Annotated in this window: 13 protein-coding genes; 7 read left to right on the top strand and 6 right to left on the bottom strand. The window is 64.4% G+C overall.

The features are described 5' to 3' along the window. Positions 1–25: 25 nt before the first annotated feature. A complete protein-coding gene (locus ACIBG0_RS23665; RefSeq protein ID WP_397035131.1) occupies positions 26–1,108 on the bottom strand; it encodes a sugar ABC transporter substrate-binding protein in 1,083 nt (360 codons plus the stop codon). Between the two features lie 581 nt (positions 1,109–1,689). Here ACIBG0_RS23665 and ACIBG0_RS23670 point away from each other — a divergent pair. The 3 genes from ACIBG0_RS23670 to ACIBG0_RS23680 all read left to right on the top strand — a co-directional run bounded on the left by ACIBG0_RS23670 (position 1,690) and on the right by ACIBG0_RS23680 (position 4,755). Next, on the top strand, positions 1,690–2,880 hold the full coding sequence (locus tag ACIBG0_RS23670) for a Fic family protein (protein ID WP_397035132.1): 1,191 nt from the start codon (positions 1,690–1,692) through the stop codon (positions 2,878–2,880). Positions 2,881–2,992: 112 nt separating this feature from the next. Continuing rightward, complete coding sequence (locus ACIBG0_RS23675) at positions 2,993–3,475, top strand: VOC family protein (RefSeq protein ID WP_397035133.1); 483 nt, start codon at positions 2,993–2,995, stop codon at positions 3,473–3,475. 461 nt (positions 3,476–3,936) lie between these two features. Further along, entirely contained in the window at positions 3,937–4,755 is an 819-nt protein-coding gene (locus tag ACIBG0_RS23680; protein WP_397035134.1) for a cytochrome P450, read from the top strand. Positions 4,756–4,958: 203 nt separating this feature from the next. Here ACIBG0_RS23680 and ACIBG0_RS23685 read toward each other — a convergent pair whose 3' ends face one another. From ACIBG0_RS23685 to ACIBG0_RS23700, 4 genes are all read right to left on the bottom strand, one after another. Further along, positions 4,959–5,456, bottom strand: a complete 498-nt coding sequence (locus ACIBG0_RS23685; RefSeq protein WP_397035135.1) for a CGNR zinc finger domain-containing protein — start codon at positions 5,454–5,456, stop codon at positions 4,959–4,961. A 175-nt stretch (positions 5,457–5,631) separates the two neighbouring features. Next, the gene (locus ACIBG0_RS23690) at positions 5,632–6,183 is read right to left on the bottom strand and encodes a GNAT family N-acetyltransferase (protein ID WP_397035136.1); all 552 of its coding nucleotides are present in this window, start codon (positions 6,181–6,183) and stop codon (positions 5,632–5,634) included. 18 nt (positions 6,184–6,201) lie between these two features. Then, a complete protein-coding gene (locus ACIBG0_RS23695; RefSeq protein ID WP_397035137.1) occupies positions 6,202–7,482 on the bottom strand; it encodes a diguanylate cyclase domain-containing protein in 1,281 nt (426 codons plus the stop codon). Between the two features lie 24 nt (positions 7,483–7,506). Continuing rightward, positions 7,507–8,316, bottom strand: a complete 810-nt coding sequence (locus ACIBG0_RS23700) for an SAM-dependent methyltransferase (RefSeq protein WP_397035138.1) — start codon at positions 8,314–8,316, stop codon at positions 7,507–7,509. A 302-nt stretch (positions 8,317–8,618) separates the two neighbouring features. Here ACIBG0_RS23700 and ACIBG0_RS23705 point away from each other — a divergent pair, with 302 nt between their 5' ends. From ACIBG0_RS23705 to ACIBG0_RS23720, 4 genes are all read left to right on the top strand, one after another. Then, entirely contained in the window at positions 8,619–9,602 is a 984-nt protein-coding gene (locus tag ACIBG0_RS23705; RefSeq protein ID WP_397035139.1) for a cation diffusion facilitator family transporter, read from the top strand. Positions 9,603–9,647: 45 nt separating this feature from the next. After that, positions 9,648–10,889, top strand: coding sequence for a MerR family transcriptional regulator (locus ACIBG0_RS23710; RefSeq protein ID WP_397035140.1), 1,242 nt, complete (start codon positions 9,648–9,650; stop codon positions 10,887–10,889). Then, positions 10,886–11,380 carry a hypothetical protein gene (locus ACIBG0_RS23715; RefSeq protein WP_397035141.1) on the top strand — a complete coding sequence of 165 codons (495 nt, stop codon included), beginning with the start codon at positions 10,886–10,888 and terminating at the stop codon, positions 11,378–11,380. Before ACIBG0_RS23710 ends, ACIBG0_RS23715 begins: the two co-directional genes overlap by 4 nt. Positions 11,381–11,612: 232 nt before the next feature. Continuing rightward, complete coding sequence (locus ACIBG0_RS23720) at positions 11,613–12,473, top strand: class I SAM-dependent methyltransferase (RefSeq protein ID WP_397035142.1); 861 nt, start codon at positions 11,613–11,615, stop codon at positions 12,471–12,473. A 489-nt stretch (positions 12,474–12,962) separates the two neighbouring features. Here ACIBG0_RS23720 and ACIBG0_RS23725 read toward each other — a convergent pair whose 3' ends face one another. Next, positions 12,963–14,387 (bottom strand): aminotransferase class I/II-fold pyridoxal phosphate-dependent enzyme, encoded by a 1,425-nt coding sequence (locus ACIBG0_RS23725; RefSeq protein WP_397035143.1) that lies wholly within the window; start codon positions 14,385–14,387, stop codon positions 12,963–12,965. Positions 14,388–14,602 lie beyond the last annotated feature (215 nt).

Genomic DNA, 14,602 nt, shown 5'->3' on the forward strand with positions numbered 1-14,602 from the left:
TCGCGGAAGGGGCGGGGTAACACGATCAGCGGACCCCGTTATCCGCGCAGAGCTTGGTGAATTCGCCGGTGCACAGCTCGGCCTTGGTGACATAGCCGTCCGCGACGACGTCGTTCACGTTCTCCTTGAAGATCGCCTTCGGTTCCAGCAGCACCGCAGGCACCTTCGCCTTGGCTTCGGGATCGTCGACGCTGCTGTTCGCCTCGCCCTTCTCGCCCTTCGCGAGTGCGATCGCCAACTTCGCGCCCGCGTCGGCCTCCAACTCGATGGCCTTATAGACGGTCATGCACTGATCGCCCGCGAGCACGTTCTGCAGGCCTTGGACCGTGGCATCCTGGCCGGTCACCGGGATCTGGCCGTTCAGCTTCTGCTTCTTCAGCACCGCGATCGCGGCGTTGCCGAGCCCGTCGTTGGCCGCGACCACGCCGCCGAGATTTGGTGTGCCGGTGAGCATTTGCTCGAAGATGGTGCCTGCTTTGGTGTTATCCCACTCCGGCACCGCCTGATCCGGCCCCTTCGCGTACTCGCCGGAGTCGAACTTCGGCTTCAGCACGCTGTCGTAGCCGTTCTTGAACAGCGTCGCGTTGTTATCGGTCGGGCCACCATTCAGATACGCGACGATCGGATTGACCGCCTTCTTATCGGTGAGGCACTTGGCCAGCCCGTCGCCCATCAACTTTCCGACCTTGACATTGTCGAACGACACATAGAACGGCGCCCCGCCGCCGAGAGTCAATCTGTCGTAATCGATTACGGTCACCCCCTGCGACTTCGCCTTCTGGATCACCGCCTTGCCGGTACCGCTGTCGAGGTTGGTGATCATGAGCACCGAAGCGCCATTGGTGATCATCTGATCCGCGATGGTCTGGAAGGCGTTCTTATCCCCCTGCGCATTCTGGATATCCGCCTTGATCCCCGCCGCGTCGAACGCCGCCTGCAGATACTTCCGATCGGCCGTCTCCCACCGGGCCGAGGTCTTACTGTCCGGCAGGATCACCCCGATCTTGGCGCCCCCACCCCCGGAGTCCTTGTTGTCGTCCCCGCAGGCAGTGAGCGAGGTGAGAAGCGCGACCGATACGGCCGCAATGCCGAGGATCCCCTTACGCATGAGGGCGAGCCTTTCGTCGAACCACCGCCCGATCAGACCGGGCAGTCGAGCAAGAGCGAATGTTGTTCGCCACAACATATTGCACTGTGACCCGAAGCACAGCCGTTTCGCAAAGATATTTGTTGTTTGCGATAACAATCAGGTTTCAGCGGCTGCGCTTCGGCGCAGCGCCCCGAATGCACAACCGCCGCGAGACCTGTTCGCAGCGACCAGCAATCACAAGGTCAGGCAGGAAACCGCTGTATCTCATTGCGCTATGGCCAGCCGGTCGGGTCGACCACACTGTCGCGAAGTTCCTCCGCGCACGCGGCTGACGTTCCGAAGGCATGCCGTTGGCTGCGGGAGCGCTACCTCAATTACTTCAGGGAAGGTTCGAGTGCCAGGGCTGCCGCTGGGGCGCGGCATTGGCCACGCGTCACGCCGGATGCGCCCGCGTTTGCCCAAGCCGTGCCGCAACGCGCGCCCAGCAACCGATCAGCAAGGCCGCCTCAAACGATGACTACACGATCCCTATCATCGTTTAATATTACAAACGATGGTAAGCTTTTTTATATCGACGTCTAATGGTCGTAAGGAGCGCCATGAGGTGGCCCCAGCACCGACTAGAGGAGCGCGCCTGGAATCCCCGCCAGCGGCAGGGTTCACGGGCTGACCGCACCCTCGGTCGCATTACGGTATCGATTCCGGCTCCGATCGCCGACCTGCAGTACGACACCATAGGCGCTGTCGCCCGCACCCATGAAGCCGCGGTGATCGCTATCGCCCGCCTCGAGGCCGGCTTCGGAGAACATCTCGCTCCATTAGGTGATTTCCTGCTGCGCAGCGAGTCCGTCGCATCTTCGAAGATCGAGCACATCGATGCCGGTTGGCGGGCCTTCGGCAAAGCACTCGCCGGAGGCAAGGCGAGTGACGAAGCGAAGTCACAGTTGGCAGCGGTCAAGGCGCTGATCGCCATGGTCAATGCCGCCGGGACCGGACCGATCACCCTCGACAGCCTCCTCGCCGCGCACCGGCTGCTGATGGCGCCCGACTACTACAGCGCCCGCGACGCAGGGCGTTTCCGTGATGTGCAGAACTGGATCGGCGGCAGCGACTACACGCCGATCGACGCGCTGTATGTCCCGCCACCGCCAGAACTCGTATCCGAATTAATGGATGACCTTCTGGTATTCGCCAACCGCACCGACCTGCCGATCCTCGCGCAAGCCGCGATCGCGCACGCACAATTCGAATCCATCCATCCGTACACCGACGGCAACGGCCGCATCGGCCGCGCGCTCATCAGCGCCATCCTGCGCCGCCGCGGCCTGACCCAGCGGGTCACGGTCCCCCTTGCGTCGGTCATGCTTGCCGACACCGGGCGCTACTTCGCACAGCTGACCGGTTATCGAGAGGGGCGCGCGGACGAATTCGTCGAGTACGTCGCCATCGCCGCGATCCATTCCAGCGAAGCTGCAGCAGATTCCGCCCGAGCGCTGGCCGAACTGCCTGCGCACTGGCGCGCTGTCGCACGCCCGAGAGCGAATTCGGCAGACGAGTCGCTCATCGCCGCTCTACTCGACACTCCGATCTTCAACGCGGACACCGCACAACAGATCACCGGCACCACCGACACCAATGCCTACAAGGCGCTGGCCCGCTTGACCGAGGTCGGCATTCTGGAAGTCCTGTCGGCCGGCAAGCGGGATCGGATTTGGGCCGCGACGGACGTGTTGGCCGAGCTCGACGCCCTCAACGCCGCCATCGGCAAACGCACTGCTGAACATCGGTGATCACCGGGAGTGCCGACACGCGTTCCGAACACTGTGGCGCAAACAGATACATCGCGCGGCGCGTCGGCGAGTAGCGTAATCCCATTCGATGCCGACGCGGAGGACACCACCGATGACCATCGGAATCAGCAAGATCCGCCAAGTGAAGCTGCCCGTGACCGACCTCGAGAAGAGCGTCGCCTGGTACCGGGAACTCCTAGATCTGGTACCCGCCTTCGAGTTCTTCGAGAACGGCGCCGTGCGTGGTGTCGTCCTCCTGGAGCCAAATGCCGACCTGCACATAGCGTTACGCGAACGCCTCTACTGCGCCAGTCGCCCCCACTTGAACGACTTCGACGCCTTCGCCCTCCGAGTCGACTCACTCGACTCCTTCACGAAGCTGATCGAACGTGCCGACCGCCTGGGCGCATCACATAGCGAGATCCACGACCGCGGTCCGTACGGCGCGGCACTCGACATCAGCGACCCGGACGGCACGGTGATTCGGTTCCTCTACGAACCCGATGACTACCCCACCGGCTTCGCCGGACTGGAATTCGGCCCCGATGGCACGCCGAGCGGATACCGGGAGCCGCGCCTCGGCAGCGATTTGTAATCAGCGATCGGGCAGGGACCGAACTCGCCGCTGCACAGACGATCAAATTACCGGCGGGGAATCGCCTGTTGACGTAGCCGGAGACGGGGGACGTTCCAGGCTTGTCCGACGCAATATCGTCGAACAGGTGGTAGGGAGGACACGTGGTGGATAGGTGTTTGATTGGGACCTCTGGTCGAGCTCGGTGGCGGGAGCATGGCGAGTGGCGAGGGGTGGTTCGGAGGGAACTTCCTGGCGGGCAATCTGTTTGGGTCGTCAGTGGGTACGACGAGGTGGCGGGGCTGTTGGGGGATGCGCGGCTGAGTGTGGATAAGCGGTATTCCGGGGGTGGGTATTCGGGGTTTTCGTTGCCGCCGGTGTTGGATCGGAATCTGCTGAATTCGGATGGGTCGGAGCATGGGCGGCTGCGGCGGCTCGCGGCTCCTGCGTTTTCGCGGAGGTCATCCGATTCGCTTCGGAAGGTGGTTCAGCGGATCAGTGCGGCCACGTTCCAAAAGTTGGACGAAAAGGCGAGTGGCACAGTCGATCTGTTGCAGCAGCTCTGTGTTCCGGTGCCCGCGCTTGTGATCGGTGAGTTGCTCGGTGTGCCCGCTGATCGGTATGGCGAGTTGCGGGATGCTGCTACTGCGATGGTGACGTTCGATGCCTCGTCGAAGGAGTCCGCGGTTCGGCTGGCGGAGGCGGTCGAGTGGCTGGCGGGGACGTTCACGAGGGTGGTGGGGGCCAAGCGGGATGAGCCGGGGGATGATCTGATCAGTGGGTGGGTGCGGGCTCGGGATGACGCGGATCTGTTGTCCGAGGATGAGTTGGTTTCGCTGGCATTTTTGATGATGTTGGCGGGGCTGGAGAACGCGGTTCATTTGTGCGGCAACATATTTGCCGCGCTGCTCGGATCGGATGATCCGTTGGCGATCTGGTCGGCGCGGCGGGCGGAAACCATGGCGGCTGCCAATCCCCTGCCGTTCGCGATTCGGCGGTTCGCGGTCGAGGATCTGATGATCGGCGGCAGCTCGATTCCCAAGGGCGACACCGTGTTGTTGTCGCTGTTCGGGGCGGATTCGGATCCTGCCCGCGCGGGGCGGCCAACCCTGATGTTCGGGCGTGGGCCGCACTATTGCTTGGGCGCGCAGGTCAGCGACATGATCGTCGATGCCGTCGTACCGGGGTTGTTCAAAAGGTTTCCGCGAGCGCGGCTGGCGATTCCGGAGTCCGAGTTGGCGTATCGCGCGTCTTGGCGCTCGCATGGGCTGGTCGAGTTGTCTGTGCGGCTTCGGGATTGACGATGCGGAGCTGTCTGGACCAGTGCTGTGGACGTCTCATCGCGACCGTACTTGCCGATGGCGACTGGATGGAGTTCGAGCGGGGGCGCACTGGACAGCGAAGCATCCGCGGCCGCACCAAGGTGTCGTGTCCGGGACAGCCACTGCCAGATCAGAAACTGGGATCGCTTGAATGCGTGAATCAGCGTTCAGCGCTGGAACTTTCACGCCGACCGGGCCCGATGTTCCGCGACGTGAACCCGATTCGAACAGCGTGTCGAGCAGAACCGACGTCGACCGTTGCGTGACGTATCGACGAAAACCGAACCGCATCCCTCCCGAGCGCAGCGCCCGATGCGGCCGGGATCCTCACAGAAGAGCTCCGCCAGCCCGGCGGCGGTATACGCCTTGACGCGCTCGTCGATCGGGGCCTCCTCGCGGGCGTAGTGCAAGTGGGGCGCGCGGCCGTCGTGGGTGGAGATGTAGGGCTGGCTGGTGGTCTCGGCCAGTAAGGCGTTGAGCAGGTCGACGCTCGGTTCGGTGAAGACCTCGCCGAGCCGCACTATCCAGCGGCGCAGTTCGGTGGTCTGGCGGGCGTTGAGGGTGCCGAGTGGCTTGTATCCGGAATCGGCGAGCAGCTGCAGCAGGTCGTGCCGCGGGTGCGCGTTGACCAGGCGTACGGCGAGTTCGGCCGCCGCGCCTCCGTAAGGGTTGAAATGCACTAAGTCATTACATCAGGCTGGATGCATGATCGCTACCTGCCCGTCTTGCTTCTGGTCGTCCCCTACCCTCGTGTCGTCGCACGGCGCGACCAGCTACCTGCGCTGCATCTGCGGGCGGTGGCTGATCAGTGAGAACGGGTCGGTGGTTGCACTGGCGGGGACCAGCACAATGGGCCTAGCTGCCCGCCCGCCACTCGGGAGCCAGCACTGACCAGACCTCCACATCGAGGCGCTGTCCCCGATGTGGGTAAAACTCCCGCAGCACACCGTCTTTGGTCATTCCCAACCGCCGCGCCACCGCGATGCTGGCGCGATTCGGCGACGCCACCAACCACTCCACGCGGTGGATGCCGCGCTCCTGGATTGCCCAGTCGATGAGCACCCGGGCGGCCCGTGTCGCCAAGCCACGGCCCGCGGCCGAGGGCTCGAGCCAACAGCCTGCCTCGGCGACGCCGAGCGCGAGATCCATCGTCCGGAACAGGACGCTGCCGACCAACTCGCCGTCCAGCCGGATCCCAAGGATCCGGCCGGTGTCGGCCACCGCTTTCTCCGCATATTCGCGCAGGTAGGTGCGGCTCGATTCCAGATCCGTCACGGCGTCGGCAACTTTGATGTATTGCCCGATGGAGTCCCGCCCCCGGTCGATGTGTTCCAGGAACTCCGCGGCATGCCGCGGTTCGAGCGGTGCCAGCTCGGCGCCGTCCGCGCCGAGGGATATCGCGAACATCGTGACCTTCCGTGGTAGCTAATGCCGGACCCGGCGCCCTCCCGTGGCTTTGTCGCGGTACATCGCGGTGTCGACGGCGTGCATCATTTCATCGATGTCGGTGGGGCGGTCTTCGGCGAAAACCATTCCGATGCTCGCGCCTACGACCACGGGCCGTCCGGACACCTGCATCGGCGTGGCGAGGCTGTCGCGCAAAAGCGTGGAAATTGTCTCCAATTGCTCTGCGCCAGTGCACTTCTCGACGAGCACGATGAACTCGTCGCCGCCGATTCGCGCGACCAATCCGCCGACGGGTTCGACGGATGCCCGAAGTCGATGGGCGACGTCGCGCAGTACCCGATCCCCTACCGTATGCCCCCACACATCGTTCACTTCTTTGAACCCGTCGAGGTCCAGATAGCAAACACCAACTGGCGGAATGGCATTGGCCAGTCGATTGAAGAACAGGACGCGGTTGGGTAAGCCGGTCAGACTGTCGTGGTTGGCATCGTGCCACAGCCGGTCGGCCAGTTGTTTGCGTTCGGTGACGTCGACGGCGACACCGATCAGGAAGCGAACCTGCCCACTGCTGTCGCGGACCGCGGACATGGACAGGTCGATGCTGGTGATGGTGCCGTCGCGACGGAGATGGTCGGTTTCGAGGCGAAATCTGTCCGTCCGACCGCTGAGCAGGTGCTCCAAATTGGCGTATGCGTCACCGATATTCGCGGGACCGAGCAATTCCGCGACTGACCGACCGGGCATCATCGCCGCGGGTAGTCCGAGCATATCGGCCATGGCCGCGTTCACCTCCAGTACCCGACCGGTGACGTCGACCGTCCCGATCCCAACCGACGCTCCCGCGAAGACCGCTTCGAACCTGGCCTCCGACAATTGCCTTCGCACCTCGGCCTCCTGCGCGGCCGAAAACGCCGCTGCGAGTGTGGTTTCCTGCTCCCCTAACGCCGCGTTCCGCAGCGCTGAGGTGAAGCCAGCGGCGAACTCGGCAGCGACAACTATTGCACGCTCGCGAACTACCAGGTAATCGGATTCGGTTCCGATTGGGCAGATTTCACGAACCATATCCCGGCAGATAACCAGAACCGAACGGCTGACAGCGATCTGATCACGATAGTTGGCCGCGACGAGCACCGCGGCGGCGTCCTGGGCAACCGTGATCTCCCGCACCCCACGCAGGGCCGCGACCAGCACATCGGCGAGTTCGGCTAGGAGAGTTTCGATTTGGCTTCGGGTGAGGATCGGAGCGACAGCGCCGTCGAGCGCATCCGCCCATCGCATTGCCAGCTCACGCGTCCCCACACGAACCCCCTGCCACGGCTCCGGTCAGACCTTCCGGCCGACGCCCGCCAGGCCGAGCGACCGGCCCGGCGTCTCGTATAGGTCACGTTCGGATTCCGGTCGCCAGGCGGGTAGCTCGACGACGCCGGGCTCGACCAACTCCCACCCGTCGAACATCGCGGAGATGCCGTCCTTCGAGCGGAAGTGGATACCGACGTGGGTCACATCGGCCGCATTGCGACCGAGCTTGCCCGCATCCTCGGGGCGCAGCTCCGAGGTCAGGTGCGAGATCGCGACGTAGCTTCCGGCGGGGACGGCCGCATGCAGTACGCGAACCTGCTCGACCGGCTGGTCCTCGTCGGACAGCAAGTGCAGCACCGCAATCAGCAACACCCCGACCGGTTGCTCGAAATCCATGAGGCCGGTCGCGCGGACGCGGGCGAGCAGCGTGTCGGGCTTGCGCAGGTCGGCTTCGATGGCGGCGGCCTTGTCGTTGTCCACCAGAATCGCGCGGGCGTGGGCGACCGCTACCGGATCGATATCGGCGTAGAGCACGCGGATATCCGGATCCACCGACTGTGCGACCTCGTGCACATTGCCCGCGGTCGGAATGCCCGATCCGATATCGAGGAACTGCCGCACCCCGCGGTCTGCCAGGAAGCGGACCGCACGGCGCAGGAAGGCCCGGTTGCTCAACGCCAGGCGGGGCAGGTCGGGCACCAGTTGTTTACCGGCCTCGGCGGCCTTGCGATCGATATCGAAGTTGTGTGAGCCGCCCAGCAAGGCGTCATACATCCGTGCCGGGCTCGCCTGTTTCATATCGACGCTCTCGGGCGCCCACGCCGGCCTGTCCATCGCATCCCCTCTGCACTCACCATCGGACCAACCCATCCAGGTCCGCACCGCCGGATACCGCGTTGTTGATCACCGAATGGTGCAGTCCGCATAGTAGTCGGGCCGGTCGGTCCGAATGATCACGAATTCGCCACTGTTGATCTGGGCCTACGACGGGTGAGCCATATTCACACATGCGCATGAGTGCAATATCGGCTACGCTGTCGAACGCCAGCAATATCAAGCGAAAGGGGCGTTCGACTATGGGCGAGCAGTGCGTGTCGCCGAAGCGGTCGGCAGCGGTGGTCAGCGAGGCTGAACCCATGGATCATGACCGCTCGCATGACCCCGCACACCCCGGCCATTCGGACAAACACGGCCACAGCCACGACCACGGCGTGGCGGCGGATTCGAATCCGCGCTGGCTGGCCATCGCACTCGGCTTGATTGTCGCGTTCATGGTGGCCGAGGTGGTCGTCGGCCTACTGGCGCAATCGCTCGCACTGATCTCCGATGCGGCGCACATGCTCACCGATGCCGCCTCCATCGTGCTCGCGATGATCGCGATCCGGCTGGCTCGACGTCCAGCGCAGGGACGATATACCTACGGGTTCAAGCGGGTCGAGATCCTTTCGGCGCAGGCCAATGGCATTACGTTGCTGCTGCTCGCGGCCTGGTTCGTGTACGAGGGCATCCATCGGCTGATCAATCCGCCGGATGTCGAAGGGCCGCTGGTATTGCTCACGGCGCTGGTCGGGATCGTGGTGAATATCGCCGCTGCGTGGAGCATCAGCCGCGCCAACCGGACCAGCCTCAATGTCGAGGGCGCGTTCCAGCACATCCTCAACGACCTCTACGCCTTCATCGGGACCGCCATCGCGGGCGCGGTGGTGTGGCTGGCCGGATTCGCCCGCGCCGATGCAATCGCGGCGCTGGTGGTGGCGGCATTGATGATCAAGGCGGGCTGGTCGTTGGTTCGGGAATCGGGGCGGATCTTCCTCGAGGCCGCGCCAGCCCATCTGAATCCAGATGCCATCGGAGCGCGCATCGTCGCGGTCCGGCAGGTGTGCGAGGTCCACGACCTGCACGTCTGGCAGATAACTTCCGGACAGGCGTCGCTGTCGGCGCATGTCCTCGTCGACGATGCCGCCGACTGCCATGCGATTCGTTCGACGATCGAGACCGTGCTGCACGACCAATTCGGGTTGGAACATACGACTTTGCAGGTGGATCACTCATCGGACCTGAAGGTTTCCGCCGATGATGCGCACTGCGCTGAAGCACATGGGCCGGTGCATCGGTCCTGATCGCCCGTTTGACCTTCGAGCTACCTGAGACTCCATGATGAGCGGGTGACAGGCGATGGGTTGATCACGATCGGCGGGTTGGCGCGAGCCTGTGGGCTAACGGCCAGTGCGCTGCGGTTTTATGACGATTGCGGGTTGCTGGTTCCGGTTCGGGTGGATGAGGTGACCGGATATCGCTACTACAGCGACGCGCAGATCGATCGCGGGGTGATGATTCGGCGGCTGCGGGGAATCGGGGTGCCGCTGGAGGTCGTCTCGGAGATTTTGCACGGGGAAGGGGCGCGGGTGGAGCGGTTGCTCGATGAGCATGTAGCGCAGCTTGCGCGGCGGGCCCAGGAGGCCGCTGCGGTCGCACGGCTGATCAAGGCGGAGATCGGGGCGGGCGTGGTGTTGTCCGCGGCGGTGTTGGCGGTGGCGATCGAGCAGGTGCGGTCGGCGGCCGCTCTGGATCGTGAAATACCGGTGCTGGCTGGAATTTTGGTGGAGTCGGATGCGGATTCGGTGACGTTGACGGCCACGGATCGGTATCGGCTGTCGACGCGCGCGATGGTGCCGGTGCGGCCGAGCGCTGCGGCGTTTTCGGCGGTTGTCGACGCGGGTGAGTTGGGTGAAATCGGTTCCTGGCTGCGTGGAGCGGATCAGGTGACCGTACGCGCCGCTGGTGGTGGGCTCGTCTTCATCTCACGGCGTGCGGCCGAGGATGCACTTGTCTTCTCCTCCGGGCGCGCGGCCGACGATCGCTCTGTCTTGACCCCCGGGCTCGCCGACAACGATGGGTTGGTCTTGACCGGCGAGGGATCCGAGCGGCGCTGCGCCGCCATCGATGAGGCGTTTCCGGATTATCGGGCGATGCTGGCGGGGCTGGGTGCGGTTCGGACGCGGGTGGTGGCGGGGCGTGATGCGCTGCTTACCCTGCTCGACGATGGCGGTGCCGCACCGGTTGCGCTCTCCGTCAACGGATCTGGGCTTTTCGTGACGAGCAATGAGCAACTCGGAGCCGGCTTTGTAACCTGCGGTGGGCAACTCTGGCCCGACTCACCTCGTTGTCCCGAGCCGCGGCCGAGTTCGAGCTTGCACATTCCGGCAGCCGTTACCGGACCGGGCATCGAACTTGCCTTCTCCCCCACGACATTACGGCCCGCATTGGTGAGTGCGATCGGTCCAGAAATAATGCTCGACATCGCCGCGGCCGACGCACCCGTAATCGTTCGTTCCGCAACGGATGGTGACCTGACCACGCTCGTAATGCCGACTTCCATTCCGAATTCGAAGGAGTACTGCGCATGAATGGCGCTGGCGAAACCATGACCGCCATCACCGAGGCGGTTGAGCTCGGTCGAACCTCGCCTGAGGACGCCCGGGAGGCGCTGCTCGGGATATGGGCGGCGATCGGTCCGCACGGCGATCCGTTGCATCGGTGCACATTGGCGCACTATCTCGCCGATCTGTATGACGATGCGGCACAAGCGCTTTGCTGGGATGTTCGTGCGCTGGACGCGGCGGACAGCCTCACCGATGAGCGGTTGCACCGCCACGATGCGACTCTGGACGTGCGGGGTTTCTACCCGTCGCTGCATTTGAATCTGGCGGACAACTATCGGCGGCTCGGGTCATTCGATGCGGCGCGGCGCGAGATCGACGCGGCGCGCGGGTATGTGGATGCGCTCGGCGATAACGGTTACGGGGCAATGATCCGCGCCGCCATTGACGAAGTCGCCGAAGCGATTCGGACACGTACTACGGTTCGACGTCCCTCCGCTCCGAATGGACGTCGGTAGCTGACACCGCGGATCGCTGCGGATCGCGTCCGCAGCGGCATGGCGTCGAACTCCGCGCACGCGCGACCGCATGTCTCGCACCTTCGCACAAACCCTGTGGTGGGCCCTCGGCATGCTGATCGCCGTCGCGCGGGAGTATTGCGCTTCCGCGCCGTTTGACCGCGCCATGGGTACCGGTTTTCCCTGCCCGCAGCCGGGAGCATCGTTTCGTTTGCTGTGCAAGACTGCATTGGTGGCCGAGACCGCTGATCTAGTTACCAACGTTTCCGACACCGCCCGCTGGGTGGCCGCCTTCCGGGCCGCCGAATCCGCGCGCCCGGATGCCCTCTTTCACGATCCCCTCGCCGACCGAGTCGCAGGGGATCGGGGCCGCGCCATAGCCGCCCAGACACCGCGCTTTATGCGCAATGGCTGGAACCTGGTCGCGCGGACCAAACTCATCGACGACCTGATCCTGAAGACCATCGCGCAGGGCTGCGATCGAGTGGTCAACCTGGCAGCGGGGATGGATACCCGCCCGTACCGTTTGGATCTGCCCAGCGAATTCTCTTGGATCGAGGCCGATCTCCCCGAATTGGTCACCGAGAAAAACGAGCTGCTGAACGGGGAGGCGCCGCGCTGCGCGCTCACGCGCACGGCGGTGGATCTCGCCGAACCCGAGGTGCGGGGGCAGTTCCTGGACGAGGCCCTCGCGGGCGCCCAGCGAGCGCTGGTGCTCACCGAGGGTCTGATCTACTACCTCAGCGACGACGACGTCATCGGATTGACCGCGGCGCTGGCTCGTCCCGAAATCGCTTGGTGGGCATTGGATGTCAATAACCAGGCGGTTGTGAAGCGGATGGGTAAGGCCACCGCCGAACTGCTGGCCAATGCCCCCTGGCACTTCGGTCCGGTCGATCCGCTCGCCTTCTTCGCCGACCTCGGTTGGACGGCCGATGAAGTGGAACCTCTGGTCTCGGCGGCGCGCCGGTTCAACCGGCTGCCCTGGTTCATGAAGGCGACGACACTCTTCCCGCAGCCGGATCCCCGCAAGCCGATCGAAAACTCCTGGAAGCCTTGGAGTTCGGTGGTGCGGCTCACCCATCGGCAATAGCTGGCTACGTCGCCTGTCCCCAGCGCAGGCGGCTGGATCTCATAAACTGGTTTGCTTTCCGCACGCCGGCGGCTCGGCCATATCTTTCGGCCCATTGACCGAATGCGTCGGGCCGGAGTATGAGGTTTGCTATCCAGTATCCAGGGCGACAAGACAGACGACTCGAGCCGCTCGAACTAGAGCCGGAATGACCGGGTGAGCGACTCGCCCACCCGGTCGTTGGCGAGGTAGCAATTCCGCCAGCCCTACCAGTCATCAATACAGCCCGCACGGAACCCCACGGGGTCGGCCGCTCCGATTCGGGTGCAGCGGCGCGGATGAGCCGCAGCACCCGTGTCCCACGACGCACCCACGCCTTGGGCTTCGGCGAGGAGCAACGTGATCATTCCGATGATGATCCCCGAAGGCGGAGCCAGCGACATTCACGGTATCGGCGATCATCGTCGGGCCCACCGGGCAAGGGCGGCTCCGCCGGGAGTGGACGAAGGTTCAACCCGTGACCGTTGGGCCGGACAGGCGGTTGAGGTTTGCCACTGTATCGGTGAGGAGGTCGACCGTCGAATCCAGTTGCTGTTCGGTATGTTCCGATGTGAGGAAGAAGCGCACGCGCTCCTTTCCGGCTGGAACGGTCGGAGCGGCGATAGCGGGGGCGTAGACGCCGTTTTCGAGTAACGTCGTCGAGGCGAAACCGGCCTGGATCTCACCGGGAATGATGACCGGGCAGATCGGGGTCTGCTGGGAGTCGCCCAGGTTGATACCGCGCTCGCGTAGGGCCGTGTGGAAGTGTTTCGTGTTGTCCCACAGACGAGTCAAGCGTTCGGGCTCGTCGGCCAGCACGTTCAGACCCGCCAGGGCGGCGGCGATCGCGGACGGTGCCGGTGCCCCGGTGAGCATCGCTACGCCCGGTGCGCTGGACTTCATCGCCCCGATCAGGTCGGCGTCGCCGGCGATGAAGCCGCCACAGCTGCCCAGGGCCTTGGATAGCGTGCCCATCCAGATGTCGACGTCGGCCCCCGCCATCTCATAGTGCTCGCGGATACCGTGACCGCTCGCGCCGAACACGCCGAACGAGTGCGCCTCGTCGACCATGACCGCGCAGTCATATTCCCTGGCAACAGCGGCTAGTTCGGCGACCCGGCCGACGGTACCGTCCATGCTGTAGTGGCCCTCGAGCACCACCAGCGCGCGGTCGAAAGCCGCTCGCGACGTGCGCAATACCATGCGCAACGATTCCGGGTCGTTGTGCCGGAAGTTGATTCGACGACACCCCGCCCACTGAGTGCCCGAGACCACACTGCCGTGAATCAGCGTGTCGCAGAACGCGACATCGCCCGTGCCGAGCAGATACCCGATGACACCGGCATTGGTGAGGTATCCGCTGGTGGTGACCATCGCATCGCCGACGTCGTAGATCCCGGCCAGACGCTGCTCGAGTTCATGGTAGAGCGGGATCTCACCGCCGACGATCCGGCTCGCCGACGCGGAGGCACCGTACTCGCACAACGCTGAGGTGGCGGCTTCCACGACTCGGGGATGACTGGCCAGACCCAGATAGTTGTAGGCGCTGAAATTCACGAGTTCACCTGCGGCGGACCGAATTACGTGGTCGTTGGGACTGTTCCGCGGCAGGAAATACGGGCTGGGCACGCCGGACTGCTCGGTCAGCGCGGCGATCGTCGCGCGTTGCGTCGCAGCCGCGACCACCCCGGGATGATCGGCGAACTGCTTCCCGGGGCCGCGCACGGTACGGTCCGGGCGCGGTGGAATGGACGTGCGGGAGGCTGTGGTGGCGACACTCCTGTCGCCCACGTTGGGAACCCGGATGCCGCTCGTAGCGACCCCATTGTCCTCCGTAGCAGGAATCCTGCTGCTGGACAACAGTTTCCTGGCCAGATCCCGAGCCGACTCGCTCATAACTCCACCTCGCTAGCGCTCGGCACGGCCACGAGCAAGCAGCTCGGCTGTGTCGATTGTTCGCTCGCAAGCTCGCTCATTAGTTCCACCTCTCCGGCATTCGGTGACGCCCCGGACGCGCAATCAGCTGGGTACATTCGATCACTGCGTCCGCTCATGCCTGCGCCTCGCTGACGCTCGGCTCCGGCACCAGCGAATGCTCGCCTGTGCCTATT

This window comes from Nocardia sp. NPDC050630 (genome assembly GCF_044457245.1).
Classification (GTDB): domain Bacteria; phylum Actinomycetota; class Actinomycetes; order Mycobacteriales; family Mycobacteriaceae; genus Nocardia.

Coding starts and splice junctions, on each gene's coding strand:
- ACIBG0_RS23665 (WP_397035131.1), bottom strand. CDS start 1,108: ATGCGTAAGGGGATCCTCGGCATTGCGGCCGTATCGGTCGCGCTTCTC.
- ACIBG0_RS23670 (WP_397035132.1), top strand. CDS start 1,690: ATGAGGTGGCCCCAGCACCGACTAGAGGAGCGCGCCTGGAATCCCCGC.
- ACIBG0_RS23675 (WP_397035133.1), top strand. CDS start 2,993: ATGACCATCGGAATCAGCAAGATCCGCCAAGTGAAGCTGCCCGTGACC.
- ACIBG0_RS23690 (WP_397035136.1), bottom strand. CDS start 6,183: ATGTTCGCGATATCCCTCGGCGCGGACGGCGCCGAGCTGGCACCGCTC.
- ACIBG0_RS23700 (WP_397035138.1), bottom strand. CDS start 8,316: ATGGACAGGCCGGCGTGGGCGCCCGAGAGCGTCGATATGAAACAGGCG.
- ACIBG0_RS23705 (WP_397035139.1), top strand. CDS start 8,619: ATGGATCATGACCGCTCGCATGACCCCGCACACCCCGGCCATTCGGAC.
- ACIBG0_RS23715 (WP_397035141.1), top strand. CDS start 10,886: ATGAATGGCGCTGGCGAAACCATGACCGCCATCACCGAGGCGGTTGAG.
- ACIBG0_RS23725 (WP_397035143.1), bottom strand. CDS start 14,387: ATGAGCGAGTCGGCTCGGGATCTGGCCAGGAAACTGTTGTCCAGCAGC.